The following is a 23,885-nucleotide window of genomic DNA, read 5'->3' on the forward strand; positions in this document are numbered from 1 at the left end:
AGAATATGACTCGGCAGTTTATGCTGACACCAACGTCGATGGCGGTTGTATTAGCTGTATCAACGCCAAATGTCTTGGCTCAGGAAGATGAAAATATAGTTGTGATTGGACAGCAGCAAGACAGTGCAGTTGGTCCAGATTTTAGTTATCTCGGAGCGAAGAGTCGGGCAGCGACGAAAACTGATATTGCTATCAATGAGACTCCAAGAGCGGTGTCTGTTGTTACGCGAGAGCAAATGGATGATCGTGCCTCTATTAGCATTTCTGACGCACTACAGTACACACCAAGCATTCAAACTAATTATTTCGGCGAAGATAACAAGCAAGATTGGTTTATTATTCGTGGTTTTAAACAGGCGAACAGTGGGTTGTATCAAGATGGTACCCGTTTATATTCTTCTGGCTTCTATAGTTGGCAAATAGATCCGTTTGCGTTAGAGAGGGTTGAAGTTTTACGTGGTGCAGCGTCTGTTCTTTATGGGCAAAACCCTCCAGGTGGGGTTATCAATCTTGTCAGTAAGCGACCTCAATTTGATGGGGGGTCAGGACTTGTATCTTTGGAGTACGGTTCTGAAGACCGTAAACAACTTTCTCTTGACGTAAACTCTGAGGTGAGTGAGCAGCTAGCTTTTCGCTTTCAAGGGTTAGCGAGAAAAAATGGGACGAGAATTAGTGGTGTAGAAGCAGAGCGCATTCTTCTCTCTCCATCGATGACGTACAAATTTAATGAGACGTCTGAAATTACCTTTCTAACGAGCTATCAAAAAGACGACTCAGATCCTTATCTGCAATTTTTGCCAGTTGAAGGAACGTTAACGCCAAACAAAAATGGAAAGATCAGTGATAGTTTAGCGATAGGCAATCCTAACTGGGAGACGTTTGAGCGTGAGCAGGTGTCTTTAGGCTATGAGTTTTCTCATGCATTTAATGATACCACTTCATTTGTTCAAGCAGCTCGTTACAGCGAAATGGATGTTAAGCTAAGACAAATGTATTCGTACGTTTACTCGGCTGACGTGCCTGCGTTGGGGCCGGCTTTGGACCCATCAAATGAACGCAAAACCATACTTCGGGGTGCTTCAACAGAAGATGGGTCATCTGATGCTTTTAATATCGATAATCGTTTGATGCACCAAGTAAATTGGGGAAGTGTTGAGCATAACTTGATGTTGGGCATAGATTTTCAAATGATCAGTATCGATGGTAAAGATTTTGCCAATGACCCTATCGTTGCTAATGGTAGTGCATTATTAAACACACCAATGGGAGCTTTGCCCGATCCTAGGTTTAATGTATTTAATCCTACTTATTCGGATAACATAATGTTACTCGATCCGAATACGCTACAACCATTGAGCGAAACCGATAAGCAAAGAACGAAAATCGATAATCAGCAACTCGGCGTCTACTTTCAAGATCATATGCTGATCAACGATAAATGGGCGATGTTATTGGGGGCACGTTACGACGATACAAGTAATGAAGTACATAATGTTACCACGGGTGCTCGCACGAAAGTCGATAATGGAGAGTGGACGTTTAGCGTGGGAACGGCTTATATTTCTGATTCTGGCTTCACGCCATACTTTAGTTACTCTCAGTACTTTGATCCAATTATTCAAGAAGACAGCAATGGTAAGCCAGCGAAGCCTGAAAGCGGTGATCAATTTGAAATCGGTATGAAATACCAACCGGATTCATTTGATGGTTATTTCAATGTTGCAACGTATCGGGCAACAAAAGAAAACTTGGCTCGTATCTACTTGAGTGAATTAACGCAAATAGGAAAAATAGAAAATAACGGCGTTGAGTTTGAAGCTGTAGCTAATGTGACACCATCCTTAACATTGATCGGGAACATTGCGTACGTTGATGCAGAGATAAAAGAAGACATCAATAAGGCATGGGTTGGCAAAACACCTTCCCAAGTGGCGAATACCGTATCATCAGCTTGGGCACATTATCGTTTCTTTGATGGACCTCTTGATGGCTTTGCTGTTGGCTTAGGCGCGCGCTATACAGGTGAGTCATACGGAGACAATGAAGAGAGACTAAAAGTACCAAGTTATTTCTTAATGGATGCGACGGTCAGTTATCGAATCGGCGATTACAAGCTACAAGTCGCAGCTAAAAACATCGCGGATAAAAAGTACATAGCGACATGTGATGGCTTTTGTTGGTATGGCGACCGACAAAATGTTATTGCAAGTTTAACTTACGACTGGTGAGTTAACGTATAAATAAACACCCCTAACTTTAGGGGTGTTTATTTAGAAATCGGCTTTACGGACAAAGTGCGGGTTTTTGTACTTTTTCTGCGGGCCAAACGATGATACGACAAGTTTGTTCCATAACGTTTTGTCAAACTCACCCTTTGGAATCGAAGGGTAGAGGGTTTCCTCTTCTTCTCTTGCAAAGTTCATATATTGTTTCTTTTTAATTTGATTGTACTTTTTGGCGATCTGGTTATGTTTTCTTACCCACTCCAGCTTGTAATTGTGGAGCACTTTTTCACCTTCTTCGAGACTCATTCGAGATAGGAACAGTCGCTTGTATGAGACCTTTCTGTCCAGCATTGTGCGCATAACGGTTTGGATATATTTACCGTGATGCGTAATGGTAATGTCGTTTTCATCAATAGGAGTGACACACCAGCCTTTAGGTAAAAAGTCTGGCTTCTTAAATTGCTTATTACGCTCCATTAGCGCCTGATGTAAAACTAAATCAGAGGTGCCGCGGAACGTCTTTTGCCATTTACCGATACGAATTTGAATCGAACCAGGCAAGCGATAGATGTTAGTAAACTTATCTTTGTCCATGGACTTGTGTCATGAGATTAATGTGCATAATTAGAAAGCGGAATTCAGCCCAATGCCACAGGCAGTAGACTTAAGTACCGTACGATTTTACAACGACCTTGCGTGATATAGCGAGGGGTTATGTCAATAATAGGTAAGAAATAGAAAATTAGTTCACATTATGAAGAAATTGGAAGCTAACAAGGTTAAATTTTGAAGTTACACCAATTATGCCCATGCCGACTAAATAAAAAGAAGGCACGGGCTTAAAATCACACCGCTTCTTCGAGTTGCTTGGTGTCTTCTTCAATCTGTTGTAGATGTCGGTTTGCTTGCTGTAACTGATACATTTGAGCATAACGACCATTTTGCGTTAAGAGTGCTTTGTGTGTGCCTTTCTCGACTAACTCCCCATGATGAAGAACAATGATTTGGTCTGCATCTAAGATAGTTGAAAGCCGATGAGCAATAACAACGAGCGTCATGTCTTGTCTGAGGACCGCCAAGCTCTTTTGGATTAAAGCCTCTGTTCCTGAGTCAATATTTGCGGTTGCTTCATCTAATATCAATATCTTAGGTTTTACCACAAGCACACGTGCTAACGCCAAAAGCTGTTTCTGACCTGCAGATAAATTAGTTTCGCCTTGACCTAACTGCGTGTCTAGCCCGTTAGGGTAACGATGAATTTGTTCTGCCAAACCTACCTTGTCTAACGCATCCCATATTTGATTGTCATCAACCGCCCGACTGAGAGAGATGTTTTCTCTGACTGAAGCAGGGAGAATATGTGGATCTTGTTGAACCATTGCCACATCTTTGCGAAGTACGTCTTTCCCTAATGTTTTAAGTGGACGACCATCTATGAGCAGTTCACCACATTGAGTTGGATAAAAGCCCATTAACAGTGACGCTAAGGTGCTTTTACCGCTTCCTGTATGCCCGACAAGCGCGATAAAGTCTTGGTGGTTGGCCTTCAACGAAATGTCTTTTAGGACGTCCTGTTTACCATCGTAGCTAAATGTGAGGTCTTTAAGTTCGATAGCACCTGACCTTAATGGTTGATGATCGCCCCCGTAAGTTTGTTCTTTCGCATCAATCAATTCAAAAACACGTTCGCTTGATACTAACGCCTGCTGAAGTAGAGCAAGTTGCTGAGTCATCTCAATTAGTGGTTCAGTAACTCGCGCAAGATAACTGATAAATGCATACAGTACCCCCACACCAATCAACTCAATACCATTAAAACCAAAGATCGCAACCAAGCAAAGCAACGCAAGACCAGCGAGTAAGTCCATTAATGGTCTTAGCAGATAGCCGTTTAGCCGAATCACTCGTTTAGATGCCACCAGATGCTCTGCGGTTAGCTCGTTGAACTGTTTATTAAAACGCTCTTCTTGTTGCATTAATTGAATGACACTCATCCCTTGAATGGATTCACTCAGATTCGCATTTATATCGGTCAATAGGTCACGCATCTTTCGGTAGCTTTCTGTACTTAGCTGCTTAAACAAGTACATAAAGCCGATGACGATCGGCAGCAATACAAGCACAACGAGTGTGAGCTTCCAGCTCATGAAAAACATAACGCCAAGCATTACGACAATCATGACCACGTTTTTCACCACGGTCGCGATCAAAAGCTCATAAAATTGCTGTAAAGATTCCGTATCGTTGGTGATTCGCGACACCAATTTTCCAGCAGGAGTGTAATCAAACGCAGACAACGGCTGCTTAATCACGCCAGAAAATACTTGCTTACGAATCGCTTTGATCGTGTTAGCCGCGACAATGCTAAATTGCAATGACTGAAAATACTGGAATGTTGCCGATACGATCTGAAGAGCGATATAACCTACTGCTAGCGAAATCAGAACATTTTGTGAATAGTCACCTTTAGCGATGTGCTCATCAATGAAATATTGAATCAACCAAGGGCCGCCGGCGCTGGCTAACGCTGCAATAAACAGTAAGGCGAGTCCTTTAATCATTGGCTTTGGTTGAGATAATGGGTAAGACATTAACCGTTTAAACGTGCTGGTGTGGTTCATTCATTATTCCTCCATCGCCTGCTCTAGTTTTTGGTACTCGAACATCTCGGCGTACCAGCCTTTATGCGCTAATAAAGCGCTATGTTGCCCACGTTCAGTAATGTGTCCGTGATTCAATACAATGATCTCGTCTGCTGCTTCCAAAGCGGTGAGGCGGTGCGCAATAACGATTAGGGCTTGATTACGGTAGTATGTTTCTAAATTCTTAAGGATTTGATGTTCGGTCCGTCCATCGACAGCGGAAAGTGCATCGTCCAAAACCAACACTTGGGCATTCAGCAGCATAGCGCGTGCTATCGCAATACGTTGTTTTTGCCCGCCGGAGAGTGTAATGCCTTTTTCGCCGACTTCTGTTTGGTAGCCTTCAGGAAACTTCTCAATATCGTCATGTATACAGGCTAACTTTGCTGCTCTATAGACTTCTTCTTTCTCTGCATTAGGGTTGCCTAAGGCAATATTGTCGAAGATAGATTTGGAGAATAGAAACGGGCTTTGATTAACCACGGCAAAACGGTTGCGCCACTGCGGTAGTAAGGCATCCTTGATCTCGACATCACCGAATTTAATTGAGCCGTTTTCTAAATCATGTTGACGCAAAAGTAGTGTTAACAGGGTCGATTTTCCGCTTCCTACAGGCCCTGCAACTCCCAACATTTTTCCGGGTTCCAGTTCGATGTTTACTTCCGTCAAAGCGGGTGGTAAATCACTAGACCAGTGGAAATCGTCGATATCAATTTTCAACGGAAGTGGTTTATTTTCTATTGGCTTATTGCCACTGATAATTTCTGGCTTTTCATCAAAGATCTCTTGTAGTCGGTTCCATGCGGCAGAGCCTCTTTCTAAAATGTTAAATAGGAATGCGAATGCCAGCATCGGCCATATCATCAACCCTAAATACATCGTAAATGCGGTCAGATCACCAAGCGTGATCTCACCTTTATCAACAAGGTAAGCACCAGCAGCGACACTAAGAAGGAAAGAAAGACCGATGGTTAACTGAATTGCCGGGTCAAATCTAGCATCGACTCTTGCAACAGCGATGTTCTTTTCGCCAGTATCATCCACAACCTCTTCAAAACGTTGCTGCTCTTGGTTTTCTAATCCGAAAGCACGCAGCATTCGCACGCCATTAAGTGACTCTTGTGTCATGTCTGACATGGTAGAAAAGGCTTCCTGAGCGACACGAAAGCGTTGATGTAGGATGCGCACAATAAAGAAGATGATGATGGCAAGAAATGGCATTGGAAGAAGCGCCATTACGGTGAGCTTCCAGCTTACTTGCGTTACCATAATGATTAAAACCGCAATACCAGTGATCAAAGAGTCTGCGGCGGTTAAAACCCCTTCGCCGGCTGTCATAACGATATTACGCACATCATTAGTGCCACGAGCCATCAGATCCCCCGTCTTGTAACGTTCAAAAAAACGAGGTGGCTGTGTCGATAAATGCCTATATAGACGGTTACGTAGAATGGTCCCGAGCTCCCAGCTTGCGCCGAAAAGCCAAATTCGCCATAAGATGCGACACCCATAAATGGTAAAGATCAGTACAGTTAACCCTGAGAGCCATAGAATCAGCGTATTTGTATCTAAAGTGTTGTCTACGACGCCGTCAACTATGATGCCAACTGCTTTGGGCGGAACAAGCTGTAGTGCTGATATCACAGCGAAAAGCAGAATGGATCCGACATAGTGCCTCCACTTTTGTTGGAAATACCAACGTAGCTGCCAGAATATTCTCATTACGCCTCCCGCTTTAAATTATTGAATTTGTTATAGAACTATTATTGAGCGAAATGATGAGTTTACAAGCACAAGTTATAGGCGGGTTTAAAAACGATAGATTGTTTCAATTATAACCATGTGTCGGCGCAAATTACTGGTTTTATCTCTATGAGCTAACTGTGCGACGACATTATGTGAAATAGTTGTTAATGGTGGTTTTGGAGCCATGACCTTGCAATAACGATGAAGACACCAAAAGTAAAAGTGTTACTGCCACTCTCTATGGGAATTAGCAATCGTCAGTTTGTATTTTGTATTTCACTTGGCCACCAGGAGTTTCTGGGTAGTAAACTTCGACATAACACATATGTTCTGGACCAACAGGCTTGTTTGCAAAACCAATAAGGAAGTAGGGCTCGTCTGGGCTATCTACCCCATACCAAGTGTTGATAGTGAGTTGCGGATCAAAGCCTGCTAGCTCTTTTGCTGGAATAACATTTTTGATAAATCCAAAGTAACCAATTAGGTCGTTATGGCCGTCATTATCTAGATCAATGTTATATTGTATGCCGCCATCTACTGTCTCTTGAGATTGAATCACTGCTTTGGTGTAGACAAAGTTGTTGGCGGTCATGAGTGCTTCTCTGGCTCCATATAGAACCGCCACTCTGGCATCTTTTTGTAAGCCAAGAAATTTAGGAAATGCAACGACGCTTACAATACCAAGAATGATGATGCACACAATGAGTTCAATAAGAGTAAATCCTTGAGAGCGACGCACAGCCTTTCTCCATGTTTTAGAAACGAATAGGCGGCTATTCTGATATAGAAACTTTCAGGTCAAGTATTAAAAAAGGATGATAGTAAGAGATCGGGATTGCAAATCTCAAATATAAAACAAGTTGCTTACTTTCGAGGTGAGGAGTGATTTTGATAAAAACCAAGGAATGAACTCGAGAGGATAAAATCCTCCCGAGTAAAGCGACTAAGATTCGTGTGTCAGAGCACTGCTGTTACGTTTAAAAATGAATCGCCAAATAAATAAGACAATTGCGATGTAACCTAATCCTACACCAAGCGCTTGCCAGTGCATGCCGTTATACATCGCGATTGGCATCAAAGAGATGATGAAGATGTCAGTGATTGAGCCAGGGACATAAGCGATGGCGTAATCATCAAGCACCTTGCTACGCATTTTTGGATCAACAATACGAAGCAACGCAATACCCATGGCAACCGTACCGGTTAACCAACCCCAAGAGAAAATGCCTTTCTCGAACCAATCTTCTCCCATGATACGTGGGGCAACCCAGAAGATTAGCCATAGTGTGAAGGCGATACCGCCGATTGCAAGCACTACCATCGGCATTAAATACTGGGCTAAGACGGTAATCTTGATGGCTGAGATACCAAAGATAATCAAATAATCGGTACTGATGCCCGCAGCGTGTTTGAATGCACCGTCACAAAGATAGCGTGAAGCTTTCGTTTGTTTCGCGACGATTCGCACGAGCATGCCGCCAAGGAAGCCAGTTACGAACGTAGGGATTTGTACCTTATCGTGGAAAGAAGATAAGTAGTTAGCCGCTACATACGAGAAAGCTGTTACCACTACAACCAACGCCGCGTGAATCGCAAAAGAATCAACCGACAGGGAAGACATGGTGTCTTTCATTACCGGCTCTTGATCATCAGGCTTAACGAGCCCCTTGCGTTCGTGTTCATCCATGCTATCGAATGTCGTAAAGCTACGAATCCAACCCATCTTCAATGCGAATTGCAGCATGAGCATGCCGACAGAAATTGAAATGAAAATACCCACGGTTGCGAACGTTAAGCCAAGTGTGAAGCCATCTTCCCAGCCAAGCCCCGTGAAGATTTCACCAACAACAGATGCAGAGCCATGTCCGCCCATAAAACCCGCAGACATTGTCACACCAAAGCCGGGATTAATCTCTGGCCAGAAGAAGGTTGTGAGAACTAGACCAAACATTGCCGCAAACAACCACTGAGAAACAGAAGCGATTTGGTTAAATGCCCACAATGAGCCAGCACGCTGTGCGACGGCTTTAGGTGATGGAACATCCGTTGCCAGACCTAACGCAGAAAAAAGTGCAGCAGTTAATAGGCTTGCGTTAGCGGTAAACGTATCGGTCCAAGGCAGTACGTCTAACAGGGCTGGTCCAAAAATTAGACCGAATAATCCTGCGAGAACCGCCGATGGAATGTACATACGCTGTAGTAATGGCGCGTGAACGCGAATGACTTTTGCCAAAATCAATAGTAAGCCAGCGATGGCTAAGTCAGTCAGCATTAGACCTTTAGGCATCTTATCCTCCAGTAAATGCAGTCAAGGGGTAGCGTCCTTGTGACCTACCTTGAATAAAAATCTCTCTCAAGCCAAAAAGTCACATACGTGACTAAAAGCGTTGAGAAATCAATGTCGTTTTCATAAGCAAAGGAATGTGCTTATGCAATTTGAAATGAGTGTAAATGTTGTGATTGCACACGAACAGGAAGAGAAATTAGATTAAATTTCTCGATATTTTTTTGATAGTTCACTCAGGAAAGGCGGCAATCGTAGTCACTTTGTCAGAGCAATGCAATTGGTGTGAATCAATAAATGATGTTCACTAAATGAGCGTTCTTTACTAACAACATGAAAAATAAAGACAATTAATAAGCAATAATATTTGTCATATCGACAATAAAAGTTAATTAAATGGTTAAATTGTCGCCGCTTTATGGTGTGGCGTTACGGATTCACATGCGAAAGAACAAAATCGACTAAGGTGCGATTTTTAAGGGAAAGCTGTTTTGAACGGTAAAGCAGGTGGATCGGTTTTGGCTTGGGAATGTGTGAATGGAGAATTTCTACCAAGGCGCCAGATTGGATTTCTTGCTCAACTAAGATCTTTGGTTGCAGAAGAACACCAGAGCCTTTTAACGCGGCAAACTTAAGTACATCGCCATTATTAGACGTTAATCGGGTGTTGCTGTTTCCAAAGGTATTAGATGGCATGTTCACCACTTGTTGGCTTTCTCCTTGGTGATACTGAAACCCCAAACAATGATGCTGTGCTAAGTCATCAAGTGATTGGATAGGGGCATGTTGCTCAAGGTAAGAGGGTGAGGCGCAGTAAGTCATGTGGTATTCACCCAATTTTCTCGCGACTAACGACGAATCGACCAACTCACCGATTCGAATAATCACGTCAGCTTCGCTTCGATATGGGTCAATCAAATTGTTGTCCAACATCAGCTCAACGTTCAAATCGGGAAATTCAGCTAAGAAGTCAGCCACGATAGGAGCAATGACCTTTTTGCCATACGTGACAGGGCAGTTAACTTTTACAGTTCCGGTTGGACGGTTGATCAGCGTCTGGATCAGGTTCTCTGCGTTGGTGATGTCTTCAATAATGCGGTGGCACTCTTGGTAGTAGAGTCTGCCAGCTTCGGTCAGGGACTGTTTACGCGTGGTGCGATGAATCAGCTGTGTACCTAAGCTTTGCTCAAGAAAGCTCACGTGCTTGCCAACCATAGTCGGTGAAATATCAAAGTGGTGTGCAGCATTACGAAAGCTGCCGTGTTCGACCACGTAAGCGAAAACTTTCATGCTTGTTAATTTATCCATTGCACACCCAGAGTTGATAAAGAAATAACTAAAGCAGAGTTTATCAATCAAACGAGGTTAATTACAGTGGGCGTATGATTAAGAATGGAGAAAGAGATCCATCATGAATGAGACGATTTTTGTTACCGCCGAACTGAAAATGAATGCCGATAAGCCAAGACAACAAGTAGTTGAAGCCATTGAACAATTTTGCCTTGATATGCAAAGCGAAGCGGGGTGCTTGCAAGCGAATGCGACCTACGATTCTAAAGATCCACAACGTGTGATTCTTTGGGAGCGATATGAAAACCGCACCGCGATTGAAGCGCATTTTGCTATGCCGCATACACAAGCGTTCATTGCAGCTGAAATGGCAGAGTTAGTTCAAGCATTCGAAACCCAAGCTCAATAGGAGAGGCGAACATGAAATGGGGTATTTTAGGCACAAGCTTTATCTCAGGTGTCATGGCTGAGGCAATCCAAGGCGATGACAAGAGTGAACTGTACGCGGTTGCTGGGCGTTCGGAGCAGAACTTAAAGACATTCGCTGAGCAATATGGCATCGAGAATACGTTCAACGATTACGATGCGTTGATTGCCGATGAGCAAGTCGACATTATTTACATAGCATTGCCAAATCACCTTCATCATGACTTTATCGTTAAAGCGGCAGAGCAGGGTAAAGCGATTCTTTGTGAGAAGTCACTGTCGGTAGATATGGAAAAAACCGAGCTGGCCTTAAAAGCAGTCGAATCGCACAAGGTATTCTTTGCTGAGGGTTTGATGTACTTGCATCACCCGTTGATCAGCGAGTTGGTTTCGGTGCTTAAATCGGGAGAGATTGGTGACCTTCGCTCGATCCATACGTCTTATATCGCGTCGATTGCACAGTTTGTGAATCCAGACAGTAAAGGTGCTTTGTATAACTTGGGCTGCTACCCAATGTCACTGGTGCACTTGGTGGTGAAAACCATGTTGGGTGAGCAAGCTTTTGAGAACCGTTCTATGACAGCGATTGGCCGAAGAGGCCATGACGGTAATATCTGCGAGTCGAGCTTGATGATGCAATTCGGAGAGCAGCAAACGGCGAGCGTACACACTGCCGAAGATCATGGATTAAAACACCAATTCACCATCCTGGGTAGTACAGGATGCATTACGTTAGACTCGAATCCATGGTTACCAACGCAAGATAACCAGTTTAGTGTGGAAATTTACGAGACGTCGAAGCGTGAAGTGTCTGTTCCGGCAGCAGGGGATGCTTTTTACTATCAAGTGCGCAATATCCGCCAGGCGGTTGAAGCGGGGCGTACATCGTTAGAGAACCCTTGTGCCACATGGGAAGACTCTCACCGTATCATGCAGCTACTGACGGAGTGGGAATCACTGGCTTCAAAGTAAGCTTGTGTTTAGGTGAAATAGACCAATGAAAATAAAAACGGCGCACTAAATACAATATTTAATGCGCCGTTTCTATTTATGTTCAGCTGGCTTAAATGCGGTTGTCGCCAGTGCTGAACGCAATGATTTGGCTGATCTCAGACAGGCTTCTACCACTTTCTTGCTGCCATTGAACAAACGCTTTGTTGGTGGCATCGAGCGATTTCTTCGTATCTTTGCCACCTTCAATGATCTTGCAATTACGCAGGTAAGCTTCAACGTCGCTAGACAAGATAAAGGTATCAACGCCCATTTGACGCAGTGTGTAAGGACCGGTATTCCCACCTAGGCGATTACCGCGTTTCTTCAAATACGCCCATAGGTCGGTGATTTTCTCTTGCGGCCAATCGGCAACCATTTTGCCAAACGAGCCGTATTCGATTTTTGCTTCGTGGATCATACGAGCATTAGCAGGAATCGACATGACTTTAGTGAGGTGGCGAATGATGCGTTTGTCGGTTGCTTTGGTTTCCCATTGCTCGTCTGACAGCATCAACAACGGCTCAATCTTAAATCCGAAGAACACTTCTTCGAAGTTCGGCCACTTGTTGCGAACCACGCTCCACGAAATCCCACTTTGGAATACCTTCATCGAAAAAGCGGCCAGCCAACGGTCATCTGGAATCGCCGCCAATTCTTCTTTGCTTAGTGGATGAGACAAAAGCGCTTCAAGTTGATCTTCACCACCTTTACGCTCGGCAGCGCGCTGATAAATCGCGTCAAATTTTTCGATACTCATAAAAGAAGTTAGTCCTAGTTTATGTCGATATTTGCGAAACATACTACGCTTAAGTGGTTGAATCGTAAATTGATGGAGTGTCACAAATGAAGAAGGTCACATTAACGTTTGTCGGGGAAGGTTCGGATCGTATTGCGGAAAAATTCTATGCGTGGATGACGGACGGTGGGTTAGAAGACAGCATGATTGAGAATTTATCTGACCGTGAAATCTCAGTGGTCGGCATCAGTGATATGGATAATGAAACGCGTGATGTGGTGATCAATACGGAAATGAACTAACGAGTCGTCTTTCGTCAGCTATTAGAATCAGATAAAACAAAGCCCTTCACGAGAAGGGCTTTGTTGCGTTTATAAGCGTGAGAGCCTAGTTATTTACCAGTGTCAGACCGCTTGGTAGTGCATCACCGAAGATACGCTTCGATTCGCTCTCAGATAGCTCTTTGACTTCTTCAACCAGTGATACCCAAGATTCAGGTACCTTGCTTTGCTTCAACTTAGCCAGTACCTGCTCACGGTAGTCGTCTGAGATATCGAATAGGCGGTCGCCCGTCTTACGACAAATCATTACGGCTGCGAAAGCGATCATTGGCTCTTTCTGCCAGTTCTGCTCTAACAGCTTAGGCAACCACTGTTCCGCTTGTTCACGAGGAATGACGTTATGCTGGCTGCCATACAAAGGCGTACGTGATGCCAAGCGACCCATTGCCCACCAGTGTGCTTGTTCGAACTGGTTATGGTTGATGGCTTTGCTCAAGAACCACGTAGCCAATAGAACCTTGTCTTCGACTTCTAGGTGTTCAAGCGATGCAGCTAATCGAACCATGGATTCATAACCCATGTCTTGTGCCGCTTTGGCTGACTGTGGGTTTTTCATCGCGCCAGGGTGTAGGTATTTCGCGATGTCCGCCAAGATGGTCTCTTGTTGCTCTTGGCTTAAACCACCTGCGATACGACGCCAGAACACCCACCAGTCAGTCCAACCTTGATGGTTCTTGAACTGAATGTTTTGTTGGTAGAGACCCCAAACTTGCTCAATGCGCCATGAGTCGGTTGGATCGCCAAAGCCAGGACGCAGTGCAAAACCAGCCAAACGAAGCCAGTTTTTCTCGTGTTGTTCAGAACGGCGACGACGCTTACGACCCTGTGCAAAGGTATCGAACAGTTGACGTAGGGTCGTGAAATCCCATTCATCACGTTTGCCCAGTTTCTTCTCAAGATCTTTGGCTAAGGTTTTGATCTCTTTACTTTCCGCGCTTTTCTTATTACCGCTGTAAAGGCGAGCGATCAGCTCCTTACATTCGTTCAGCTTAGGGTGAAGCTTAACTTGCTCGTTGTCGTCGGTTTGCTTGTTACGAACTTCGAACTCCAACTCCCAACGTTTGCTATCGTCTTCTGCGCTGACACATTCCATCTTAAGCGTGCCGACTTCGGTCAACTGACACGCCAGTTGTACTTCTACACGCTCTTTCTGGTTGGCTTGCAGTTCAGCGCCTTCACCTTCAAGGGTGGTGATATAAGGCGGAAGAGGAGCAAATAAGCCGGGGTCAACGTCAACCATCACGCCATTTTGAATAGCGGTGTTATTGGTTAAGGTGTCGTGGGTAGAAGTCAGGAGGTTAAAGCGAACAGGTTCACCTAGGGTAAGCGAGAAACGACGACCACTTAAGCGGATCTCGTGTCCTTCTTCTGTACCTTTTGCAAGCAAACAGAGCGCTTTGCCCATCTTGTTCTTCTCTTGAAGGTGCAAGAAGTAAGAACGCGCTGCACCGCCACCAATTTTAAGCTGCGCACCACGACGTGCTTTACCAAATGCAACAGCACCCAGGGCAACAGACCAATCTGGATGTGGGTTATCTAATACCGTAACCGGAGCGCCGCGCCAATCGGAAAGGAGGGTAGTGACACGCTCAGTCACAAGCTCACTGTTGAACACACCACCGTTGAGTAGCAAACCTACCGGAATGGCATTTTGTTTGTCGTCTTCAATGCGAAGAGCGGCACGAGCAACTTGTTGGTGCTGAGTTAAGAACTCGGCTACGTGTTTGCTAACAGCTGGGTCAGCAACGTATGGAAGACCAAACTCGACAACGGCGCTGCGGCGTTTGTCTGGTACTTCACTGAAATCAGAAAGCGGGAAGAAGCCATCCAAAGCGATTTGGTGCACTTCTTGTTTGCTCAGCCCAATACTCTTTGTTCCGCCAAGAAGTTTCGAGCCGCTGCCCAGCATGGTGATCTTCACTTCTTCAGGTGCACTCGCTGAAAGTAGGTTTTCTTTCGCCTTGCGAGTTTGCTGAATCAACTTAGTCAGGCTTGCAGCAGTGAGCTTCTTACTCTGGTTGAAGCGGCTTTCCGCAAGGTGCGCTAATGCTAAGTCGAGGTTGTCACCGCCCAGCATTAAGTGTTCGCCAACACCAATACGATCAAGGGCTAGTTCATCTTGAGAAGAGAAACTGGCTTCAATCAAGCTCAAGTCGGTAGTACCACCGCCCACATCACACACCAGAATCAGCGGTAACTCTTTGAGTTCATCAGCTGCGGTTTGCTGGTGGCGTGCGTACCAGTCGTAACATACGGCTTGTGGTTCTTCGAGCAGGACGATTTTCTTTAAACCAGCCAGCTGTGCAGCTTCAAGCGTGAGTTTACGAGCGGTTTCATCGAACGAAGCTGGAACGGTCACAACCACATCTTGGTCTTCTAGCTTATTGCTAGGGTGACGGTAGTTCCATGCTTGACGAATGTGGTTGAGGTAGCTTGCGCTGGCAATAACGGGTGAGACTTTATCTACGTCTTGCGCGCCCGCCCAAGGAAGAATGTCTGAACTACGATCCACTGCTTGGTGCGATAGCCAGCTTTTAGCACTGGATACCTGACGTCCTTCCACCTTCGCGCCTAATTCACGAGCCCATTCACCCACGATCACATTACTAATGTCGCCAGAGACAGGCTCGTTTTCCCAAGGGAGTGTTAGGTCAGAAGGGGAGATTTGACCAACCGCAGGGTGATAGCGGAAAGAGGGCAGCAATGGCTTACGAACCACTTCACCCGGGCCAATCAATTGGTCGATGTCGAATAGGGATACTTCGGATTGTTCAAGGTTGTCGGTGATTTCACAGTACGCCACAACAGTGTTTGTGGTGCCAAGGTCAATACCAACAAGAAAACGAGGAGATGCCATACAAACCTTCGTGTATTTAAAAACGGCACCCGATTGGATGCCGTTTGATTTCTATTTATTCTTCTTCGTCTGAGTTGCTTTTCGCGTCTTCGCGCACATCGAACTCAACATGCCATTTTTGACCGTTATCAGCGGCAATGGCTTCTAAGTAAAGCGTACCAAGCTCTGTGACGCGAGAGGCTAGGGTTACTGGAACCACTTCACCTTCACGACGACCTTCAGATACAGGCAGCGTTACTTGGATTTCTGGAAGCTCTTCAAGCTCTTCTGGTGCCCAGTAGTCTAGGTGAGTACCTGCTAGGTCATCACGACGAACCGTTGAGCCGAAGAATTGGAAGTTAACTGGCTGGCCGATGATCAAACCAAACTCTTGGCTTGGTACGTCAACGCTTGAGCCTTCTTCCATACCAAATGGTGCAACACAAAGTGCTTCCATTGGCGGCGCCATGCCCGGAATAGCTGGCATCGCACTTTCGATACCCACGTAGTACGCCGAAGCAATACCACCACGGATACGAACGCCCTGCCCACGACGCACAGAGCCGTAGTAAGCCGCACCGCTAGCAACTGCAAGGTCTAGATCCACACCTGTTAGGCGTTTTGCCATTTCTGCATCTGCTTCAATTAGCCATTCGTTGATCGTGTCTTCTAGACGAGTTGCTAGAAGTTTCGATTTCAGAACACCACCGTTGAATAGGATTGCGGTTGGCTTGATGAAGTCAGCTGACTGCGCTGCATCCGAACCTGGCATACCAGGCATGTTAGCGAATGGGTTGAAATCTTGAGCTGCTGCTTCTGCGCCATTTCCTGAAGTAGAAAGAGCATTGGCTTGCTTAGACAAGAACGCTGCAATGTGACGAGTAATGCCTGCATCTTGTGCGTAAGGCAGACCCATTTGCGTTAGTGCTCCACGGTTACGTTGAACAGGGTGGTCAGTAATTGCAACTTGAGGGAAGAAGCCATCAACCAGTGTTTGTTGTACTTCTTCTTGAGTCAGTTCTGTTTTCAGCGTTGCGCCAAGCAGTTTAGAACCACGGCTTGGTACTACGATTGGCACTGACTGAAGTTCGCTGTCGTTCAATAACGCTTCTTTCGCGTCACGACATGCGTGTGTCATTGCCTGAACTTGCCATGGCTGTAGCTCTTTGCCTTCTTGCGCTAGCTTCATTTTCAAGCGGTACGCAAGTGCAAGATCCATGTTGTCACCGCCAAGTAGGATGTGTTCACCTACCGCGATGCGTTTCAGAGTTAGGTTGCCATCGTCTTCAGTTACTTCAACCAAAGAAAGGTCGGTTGTACCACCACCGATATCGACCACAAGCACGATGTCGCCAACTTCAACTTCATCGCGCCATTTGTCATTGCTGTTATCGATCCAGTTGTAAAGCGCAGCTTGTGGCTCTTCTAGAAGCGTTAGGTGCACAAACCCAACGTTGCGTGCTGCTTCGGCTGTTAGATCACGAGCAGCAGGATCGAAAGAAGCAGGAACCGTAATAGTCACGTCTTGATCGGCAAGGTTGTGATTTGGATTGGTGTGATTCCAAGCGTCTTTTAGGTGCTCTAGGTAAAGCTCTGTCGCGCGAAGAGGGGATACTTTTTCCACTTCTTCTGGGCTACCTGCTGGCAGGAAAGCATCACGACGGTTTACACCAGCGTGGCAAAGCCAAGATTTCGCACTTGCAACAAGACGAATTGGCGTTTTCGAACCTAGGTTACGTGCAATCGCACCAACCAGAGTTTTTGGCTCGCTCGACCACGGAAGAACGCGTGATTGCGGGTTCATTTCGTGTTCGTGTGGTTGGTAAAGGAAAGAGCCTAATTGGCTACGAGTCTCTACCGTACCCGGCGCAGTTAACTGCGGGATTGGCATCACTTCAACGCGAGCGTCTTCGTTGTGTGTATCAACAAAAGACATGACACAGTGTGTTGTACCTAAGTCGATACCAACACTGAATTTAGGTGTCTGTTGAGTTTCAACAGACGCTTCTTGAGAATGGTTTTCTTGGTTCATGTGTTCCATTACAGCTCAACCTCAGCTGGAGCGATCACAGAAGCATCGTAGTTCTCAGCCAGTTTAGGCAACGTCATTGATGTTGCTTTCCAGCCTTTGTGAACTAGCGTGCCGTTGAATGGCGCGCTGCCTGTTACGTTGCCAGTTAGGCGGATTTCTTGTGGGTTGAAGCCTTCTTCAACCGTAATGCGAGTTTCTTCGTCTTCGTTACGAACGTGCGCTAGCGTCACGTAGTCGTTCAGTACTTTCTGACCGCCAGTGTGGATTACGCGAGCGGCTGCGCCTACTTCTTCATCAGAGAATGACGTTAGGTCTTCTTTTAGGAAGTCAATCAGGCGAGCTTCTTGTTGCATGATAGAAAGCAGCTGCATTGCAGAGTCTGTTGATGCGGTTGCAAGTTTTGATTCAACTTCTACAACACGCTCTACGACTTTCTCTACTTCCACTACTTTTTCTACTTCAACGATCTTCTCAACTGGTTTCTCAACCTCGACGATTTTCTCGACTGGTTTTTCTACCACTTTCTCGACCACTTTTGATTTGCGCGACACTGCAACTAGAAGAAGCAAAACGCTCGATGCGGTTAGGCCTGCGTGAAGCATATCGAACGTTTGAGGAATTAGGTTCAAATCAATGTTCATGACGTTTTTTCTCTTTCTATTGATTTATTGGTGCTCAGTATTGGCTCATATTTGTTCACTAAAACGATCGTCTTTGCGATCTTGCACCAAGTTTAGACATTAAAATGATGACGGATGGTAGCATATTCAAGGCTTAAGGCTGTAATAATTCGTGACTATACCGTACGAACAGCGTGAAAAATCGACGATCAGACTCCCCAATATAGGTTGTTGCTTGATGTTTGTGCATTGCTAACGCAGTATTTCAATAGATCCCGAAGTTTAACTTACGGAAGTATCAAAAATTACGATATGACACAAAGCACCGCTCATAAGAGCTTTATAAAACGACATTCAGACTCTATTTTAGCTTTTTTGGCGACTTTATGTGTCACTGCTGGTGTAGTTGGTGCTGCTTATACAATGCAGCAACGGTATACACAGACGACGTTTGATACTTTAGCCGACCGACAAGCAGAATCACTTAAAGCAAACGTCGAGAATGATCTAAAGTTCATTGGTGCGGGCGCAAACTTTTTCCATTCGATTGAGCGAAGCTATTGGCCATCGTTTCCGATGTATGCGGAACAAGTGATTAACAGCTCGCGAAGTCTCATTGGACTTCAATGGATGCAAAAGGTCGAATTTGAAGATCTTGATGAACATATTTTAAAGACCCGTCAAAAATTTCCAAACTTCCAACCGTTTACCGTCCCTAAAGATGGTCCCAAAACCTACGGGTACATTTTTGAACACAATGAGCCAATTTTCATCGCGTCGGATATCTACCCAAGAACACCGGAAAACCTTTCTCTATTGGGTTTCTATTTTTCGCGCAAACGCTTCGATTTAATCTTGGATGATATTTCCGAAAATGGGCGAGCGAATGTCTCGGATAAAGTTCGCTTACTGCAAGATGGTTATGACAAGTCCATACCTAAGACTGGGTTGCTGGTGTTCCATCCAGTGTTCGACTTCGAGAACAAATATTTATTAGGAGTAGTGACCGGTGTTATCCGAAGTACGGTTTACTTTGAGGATTTGATTACGAAAACCGCGACGGAGCTCGATATGTCGGTGCGCGTAGAAGATTTGGGATTCGACGCAGCAGATGACCCTGTTCTCTTTCAAAGTGCGAGCTGGGACAACATTCGAGGAACGGTTATAAGCCGGACCATTCAACTGCCTAACCGTGAATGGCGTATTGACTTTAAGCTTTCTGACGCAGTCTCAGCTTGGGAACGTTCTATTTTAGCGGGCACGACACTAGCCGGATTGGTAATCGCCTTTTTGATCAGTTGGATTGTGAATTTACAGTCTCGAGAAAAAGAGCGCTTAGCGGTCATGTTGGAGCTCAAAACCGTTGAATTAAAAAGAATGGCAGAGCGAGACCCTCTAACTCAACTACTGAATCGCCGAGCATTCAACGATCATTTGCTTAATCAGATAAACAAAGGTGTTAACTTCGCCTTGGTTGGTTTTGATATCGACCACTTCAAAGTGATTAATGACAAACACGGCCATTTAGGTGGAGATGAAGCGTTACAACATGTCACTAAGCTGGTCAGTGCTAATTTAAAACCGGGAGATAAGTTTTACCGAGCTGGTGGTGACGAGTTTTGTATTATTTCTAAAGTCATTGATAGAGCAGTGCTAGAAGCTTACCTAGAAAAATTACGGAGTGTTGTGGCAAGTACGGCTTTTGATTATGGTGATGCGTCAATCATCTGTACGTTGAGTATCGGTGCGGTTATCCATAAAGAAGAAGATCCTGAGAGCTTGTATCACAAAATGGATAGTCAACTCTATTTGAGTAAAAAAAACGGCCGTAATAATGTGTCGATCGGCGATTAAATGGGCGCACAAATTCGAGTTTTACGCCGTGTTACGATAGAATCGCACGCTTTAAATTTTTATGTTAGGAACCAAGGCAAACTATGAACCATAACCGTATTGTATGCTTCGATTTAGAAATGTGTTGCTGGAACGAAAATGGCGTCGGCAGCACGGGTGAAATTATCGAAGTGGGGTTAGCTGAAATAGATTTGTCTAAAGGTGAGATAGTCAAGCGTGCTCAATACTACGTGAAACCAGAACACGATGAAGTGTCTCTGTTTTGCGCTGAGTTAACGGGCATCACACCACGTAAGATTGAAAAACAAGGACGCCCACTAGAAGAAGTGCTTAAATCCATGGTTAAGAACTTCGGTGGTCGCAACAAAATCTTTGCATCTTGGGGGCGAGATGACCTCATTCTGCTAGAAGAGTGTAAGCAAAAAGGTATTGAAGCACCGTTCACAGAGTTCATCAACTTAGCAACGCTCTACCGTATTCAAAATCGTCTAAAAGATAAACGTATAGGCCATCGAGCCGCTCAAGAAGCAAAAGGAATAGACTGGGAAGGGCGTCAACACTCTGGCTATGTAGATGCATACAACTTAGCTAAGCTTGCTTTGACCATGTTTTAGTTATTCGAACCTAGCTTGTAATTAAATAATCATCCAACCATTGTTGTTTTGTCATGCAGTCTGTTTAGTGTGGAAAGAGCTAAACACATACCTTGACCAGTATTTTAATAACAATGTCGTTGGCTTATTGAAAAACGCGCAGAGTGCGCGTTTTTTTATGGCTACAGAAGCGATATCTGTTGTCATTCTAGGGGTAGCTTAGAGTTAGCCAGCGACTTATATACTCATCTCGTCACTTTACTGAGACTGTAACTTCGCTCGAATGAACTCGCTGTGATCAACATAGAGTAGCTCTGCTGTTTTACGGATCACCGCGTCTTCTAGCGGGTCAATTTCGCCGTCTGCGTAAGCGACTTCCCACATGCTTTTGATTAAGTTGTAACGAGTTTCTTGAGTCAGTTCTCTTAGTTGAGAGGTAAAGTCGTACAGCGAAGCGGAATCTTTTATTTTCTGTTGCGCTTGCTCTAACAAAGTATTTGATTCTTCTTCATTTAACGAAAGCAGTTTCATCAATAAAGAGCGCTTTGTTTCTTGTTCTCTATCATCGACACTATGGTCTGCGCCAGAAACTTCACAAAGCAAACACGCGATAGCCATGTTAGGGGAAAGTGTGTTGGTTTGGCTTAAATCAGAGCCATCAATGAGTTGTTTAAATAATGATGTGAGAGAATTAAACATAATGAACACCGAGCTATTGTTTATTTGGTTAACATGGTAATAAATACGGAAGATCTCAAGGTGCGATACCAAATTTAGCACGCCGTTGACATTTAAGAACGGCCACTTTCTCCCCAAAAAAACTAAACTCCTGAGTTAGTTCAAGGTGACTTGCCTCTTACAAAGGGCAAGTCATTTTGGGATTGATACTCAGCTTTCAGCACGTGTCGGTGGAAAATGAACTTCGTCACCATCACTCGTCAGAATACTAATTTGACTTGGTTTGCCTTCATCATCAAGGCGTAGCTCACCAATGGCACTATGGTTAACCAAGCGATAAAAGTTGTGCGTACTTGGTGCGCGTTTGTAAATCTTGAGTCGTTTACGTTTTGTGAACCAGTTTAAAGGTGAGCGAGGGCTGTATAGCAGTCTATCTAGGCCATCACAAATATTGAGCAGTTGTGTAGGGAACTGATTTTTAATTCCACTACAGGTGATTTGATAGATATTCGGACTGTTTTTTCGATAGCGGAGCTTAATATCGTATGCAAAAGAGTAGTGTACGTCGCCAGAGAGAATAACAAAGTTAGTTGGTGTCTTTGTGTGTGTGAAAATACTAATAAGAGTATTCGCACTTCCGGGGTGAGCCATCCAGTTTTCAGCATCAACCATCAATGGTTTACCAAGCATGGTCACCACACGTTGTAGTGCTTCGATAAATTTCACACCAAACATTGGCGCGGCAGAAACAATAACAACTTTGTCTTGGTGCACGAGTTCTTGGTGGAACTCAATCATCGCTTCCCAGTCCATTAAGCCAGAAGGTTTGTTCATTTTAGACTCAGAACGCCAGCGTCTGGTTCGTGTATCTAGCACGACAACTTTTGGTGTCGTAGGAATGGTGTAGTGCCAATTCTCAAAGCGATACAAATATTGAATAAATGCATCTTGGGTTTGCGAGGTTCGCTCATCGATAAAGCGTTGAGCGAGGCTCATAAATTCATCATTGAATTTTTCTGGCGCATTTCCCCAACCTTGGCAAACCCAGTAAGCAATCAAGCTATTACCGATAATGCGTTTTGCAAACGTGTTGCTGTATGCGGCTTGTTCCCAGCCTATGGTGAGATTCCAATCGTCGGTGACATCGTGATCATCAAAAATCATATAGGTTGGAATGTGAGCGAGTAAGCGTTGAACCTTGTCCAGACCTGCGACGAATTTATCAATTTGTTTTTTTTCTTCGCGCCATTGCTGCTGCCATTTGGGTTCAAGAACTTCTCCGCCGACAGTAAATTCGTTTTCTAATAAACGATCCGTTCGAACAAGCTTCCACAAGGTCGGAGACCAAACCAATAAGTACATTGCAAAGCACTCAGCAAAGCTTATTAGGTGATTCTCACACTCTTTGGCGCTGAATATTGGTGTCCCTCGGTGTGGAAAAAACTTACTTAGTAAACTGTCATCACTCACATAATGAGGCAACAATTTATCTCGACCATAATAGCAAGCAGGGTGTTGGTAGAGCTCATTGGTATTTTTTATCGGAGCTTGATCGAATTCTTCGCCTGGCAAACCCAATAAAGCTATGACTTGCTCAATGGCATCGAGAGTGGGGCCTGCAACATGGTCTGCATAGATTTGATCACCACTCATGATGAGCATATCCGGTCTTTCTTCAATGGATTGAGACGCGATTTTATGATCCGCAGCGACCAATGTATCATCACTGAAGTGATGGGGATTACGGCAAGAGCCATGTAGGAGATAATCCGCTTTTTCACTAACGAGGAACTCAATACCCAAGTTTGGCGTATTATCTCGCTCATAAGTCAGGTGAGGGAGCAGTTCCGTCACTAATCCATATTGCGTTTTTATTTGATAGCGTAACGCTTGATGGGTTGGAAACTCGCCTTCTAATTTAAGTAAGCAACACCACGCATTGAGGCCGATTTGAAGCTGTTCTTTTTGTTCACTTAAAGGGGCTTGATAAAGGATGGAGGCATTTTCATCCGTAATTTGCACCATACCCTCCAAGCGTTGGGTGGTGACTAGCCAAATATTGATTTCAGTTGCGGTCACTTTACGTAGGATCGGACCTGCAACGACAAGAGGAAGTGAAGAAATTTCAGTCGTGTTCATCAATGCTGGCAAAACGGCTCCTTATGTGTCAGCTTCTTCTTCTAATATTTCGATAACTTGCGAGCTACTAAGTTCATGTCCCATAAGGAACAAACCAAGCATCGCATCGGCTTTTGACGCGTTATCACTGTCTTCATCCAAAATTTGCTGAAGCCGAGTTCTAATTAGGTCGATTTCGTGTTCGACGAAGCCACGCCCTTCTTCGTCACCTTGACCATCTTCTGGTGCATTATCAAAGTGCAAAAACAACATGTCACCATCGAGTTGAGTCCCTATCAACCTCTCTGGCAGCCATGCTTCTCCCATCACAATGTCTGGGTCTGTGTCTGCGGGTAAATGATTCAAGGTAGAGATGAGTTCTGATGCTTTCACTTTTTACTTCATTATGTTTGATTTAGAACTAAGCTAGAGTTTAAGCGCTTGTTGTAATGGTAAAATATTCGCAAACAA

Annotated in this window: 19 protein-coding genes; 6 read left to right on the top strand and 13 right to left on the bottom strand. The window is 44.6% G+C overall.

Annotated features, from left to right (window positions below; all coding sequences use genetic code 11):
• The first annotated feature begins 5 nt into the window (after positions 1 to 5).
• Positions 6 to 2,228 carry a TonB-dependent siderophore receptor gene (locus R7O12_RS06475; protein ID WP_191116336.1) on the top strand — a complete coding sequence of 741 codons (2,223 nt, stop codon included), beginning with the start codon at positions 6 to 8 and terminating at the stop codon, positions 2,226 to 2,228.
• Positions 2,229 to 2,270: 42 nt separating this feature from the next.
• Here R7O12_RS06475 and R7O12_RS06480 read toward each other — a convergent pair whose 3' ends face one another.
• From R7O12_RS06480 to R7O12_RS06505, 6 genes are all read right to left on the bottom strand, one after another.
• Complete coding sequence (locus R7O12_RS06480) at positions 2,271 to 2,819, bottom strand: hypothetical protein (RefSeq protein WP_017634028.1); 549 nt, start codon at positions 2,817 to 2,819, stop codon at positions 2,271 to 2,273.
• Between the two features lie 251 nt (positions 2,820 to 3,070).
• Complete coding sequence (locus R7O12_RS06485) at positions 3,071 to 4,846, bottom strand: ABC transporter transmembrane domain-containing protein (RefSeq protein WP_017634029.1); 1,776 nt, start codon at positions 4,844 to 4,846, stop codon at positions 3,071 to 3,073.
• Positions 4,847 to 4,849: 3 nt separating this feature from the next.
• Entirely contained in the window at positions 4,850 to 6,589 is a 1,740-nt protein-coding gene (locus R7O12_RS06490; RefSeq protein WP_025998567.1) for an ABC transporter transmembrane domain-containing protein, read from the bottom strand.
• Positions 6,590 to 6,860: 271 nt separating this feature from the next.
• Positions 6,861 to 7,352 (bottom strand): type II secretion system protein, encoded by a 492-nt coding sequence (locus R7O12_RS06495; protein ID WP_005377704.1) that lies wholly within the window; start codon positions 7,350 to 7,352, stop codon positions 6,861 to 6,863.
• Positions 7,353 to 7,556: 204 nt separating this feature from the next.
• The gene (locus R7O12_RS06500) at positions 7,557 to 8,900 is read right to left on the bottom strand and encodes a sodium/glutamate symporter (protein WP_017634031.1); all 1,344 of its coding nucleotides are present in this window, start codon (positions 8,898 to 8,900) and stop codon (positions 7,557 to 7,559) included.
• A gap of 426 nt (positions 8,901 to 9,326) precedes the next feature.
• A complete protein-coding gene (locus R7O12_RS06505) occupies positions 9,327 to 10,205 on the bottom strand; it encodes a LysR family transcriptional regulator (RefSeq protein ID WP_025998568.1) in 879 nt (292 codons plus the stop codon).
• A 103-nt stretch (positions 10,206 to 10,308) separates the two neighbouring features.
• Between R7O12_RS06505 and R7O12_RS06510 the strand changes: the two genes are divergently transcribed.
• Together R7O12_RS06510 and R7O12_RS06515 are read left to right on the top strand one after the other, a co-directional pair.
• Complete coding sequence (locus tag R7O12_RS06510; protein ID WP_017634033.1) at positions 10,309 to 10,596, top strand: putative quinol monooxygenase; 288 nt, start codon at positions 10,309 to 10,311, stop codon at positions 10,594 to 10,596.
• 11 nt (positions 10,597 to 10,607) lie between these two features.
• Complete coding sequence (locus tag R7O12_RS06515; protein WP_017634034.1) at positions 10,608 to 11,585, top strand: Gfo/Idh/MocA family protein; 978 nt, start codon at positions 10,608 to 10,610, stop codon at positions 11,583 to 11,585.
• A gap of 91 nt (positions 11,586 to 11,676) precedes the next feature.
• On the opposite strand, the gene R7O12_RS06520 is transcribed toward R7O12_RS06515, so the two are convergent.
• Complete coding sequence (locus R7O12_RS06520) at positions 11,677 to 12,363, bottom strand: DNA-3-methyladenine glycosylase I (RefSeq protein ID WP_005377694.1); 687 nt, start codon at positions 12,361 to 12,363, stop codon at positions 11,677 to 11,679.
• Between the two features lie 86 nt (positions 12,364 to 12,449).
• Here R7O12_RS06520 and R7O12_RS06525 point away from each other — a divergent pair, with 86 nt between their 5' ends.
• Positions 12,450 to 12,644: a hypothetical protein gene (locus R7O12_RS06525; protein ID WP_005377692.1), complete on the top strand. Its 195-nt coding sequence runs from the start codon at positions 12,450 to 12,452 to the stop codon at positions 12,642 to 12,644.
• Positions 12,645 to 12,729: 85 nt separating this feature from the next.
• Here R7O12_RS06525 and R7O12_RS06530 read toward each other — a convergent pair whose 3' ends face one another.
• The 3 genes from R7O12_RS06530 to R7O12_RS06540 are packed head-to-tail and all read right to left on the bottom strand — an operon-like array spanning position 12,730 to position 18,192.
• Positions 12,730 to 15,540 (bottom strand): Hsp70 family protein, encoded by a 2,811-nt coding sequence (locus R7O12_RS06530; RefSeq protein WP_318104521.1) that lies wholly within the window; start codon positions 15,538 to 15,540, stop codon positions 12,730 to 12,732.
• A 55-nt stretch (positions 15,541 to 15,595) separates the two neighbouring features.
• Positions 15,596 to 17,560, bottom strand: a complete 1,965-nt coding sequence (locus R7O12_RS06535) for an Hsp70 family protein (protein ID WP_318125705.1) — start codon at positions 17,558 to 17,560, stop codon at positions 15,596 to 15,598.
• Positions 17,560 to 18,192, bottom strand: a complete 633-nt coding sequence (locus R7O12_RS06540; protein ID WP_017634945.1) for a DUF2760 domain-containing protein — start codon at positions 18,190 to 18,192, stop codon at positions 17,560 to 17,562. Before R7O12_RS06540 ends, R7O12_RS06535 begins: the two co-directional genes overlap by 1 nt.
• 291 nt (positions 18,193 to 18,483) lie before the next feature.
• Between R7O12_RS06540 and R7O12_RS06545 the strand changes: the two genes are divergently transcribed.
• Both R7O12_RS06545 and R7O12_RS06550 read left to right on the top strand, forming a co-directional pair.
• The gene (locus tag R7O12_RS06545) at positions 18,484 to 20,025 is read left to right on the top strand and encodes a sensor domain-containing diguanylate cyclase (protein ID WP_005377686.1); all 1,542 of its coding nucleotides are present in this window, start codon (positions 18,484 to 18,486) and stop codon (positions 20,023 to 20,025) included.
• Between the two features lie 83 nt (positions 20,026 to 20,108).
• Complete coding sequence (locus R7O12_RS06550) at positions 20,109 to 20,639, top strand: 3'-5' exonuclease (protein WP_005377684.1); 531 nt, start codon at positions 20,109 to 20,111, stop codon at positions 20,637 to 20,639.
• A gap of 237 nt (positions 20,640 to 20,876) precedes the next feature.
• Here R7O12_RS06550 and R7O12_RS06555 read toward each other — a convergent pair whose 3' ends face one another.
• The 3 genes from R7O12_RS06555 to R7O12_RS06565 form a co-directional block, all read right to left on the bottom strand.
• Positions 20,877 to 21,317: a TerB family tellurite resistance protein gene (locus tag R7O12_RS06555; RefSeq protein WP_017820644.1), complete on the bottom strand. Its 441-nt coding sequence runs from the start codon at positions 21,315 to 21,317 to the stop codon at positions 20,877 to 20,879.
• 189 nt (positions 21,318 to 21,506) lie between these two features.
• On the bottom strand, positions 21,507 to 23,447 hold the full coding sequence (locus tag R7O12_RS06560; protein ID WP_064353898.1) for an alkaline phosphatase D family protein: 1,941 nt from the start codon (positions 23,445 to 23,447) through the stop codon (positions 21,507 to 21,509).
• 9 nt (positions 23,448 to 23,456) lie between these two features.
• The gene (locus R7O12_RS06565; protein ID WP_005377676.1) at positions 23,457 to 23,807 is read right to left on the bottom strand and encodes a hypothetical protein; all 351 of its coding nucleotides are present in this window, start codon (positions 23,805 to 23,807) and stop codon (positions 23,457 to 23,459) included.
• Positions 23,808 to 23,885 lie beyond the last annotated feature (78 nt).

Source organism: Vibrio sp. Vb1574, assembly GCF_033338675.1.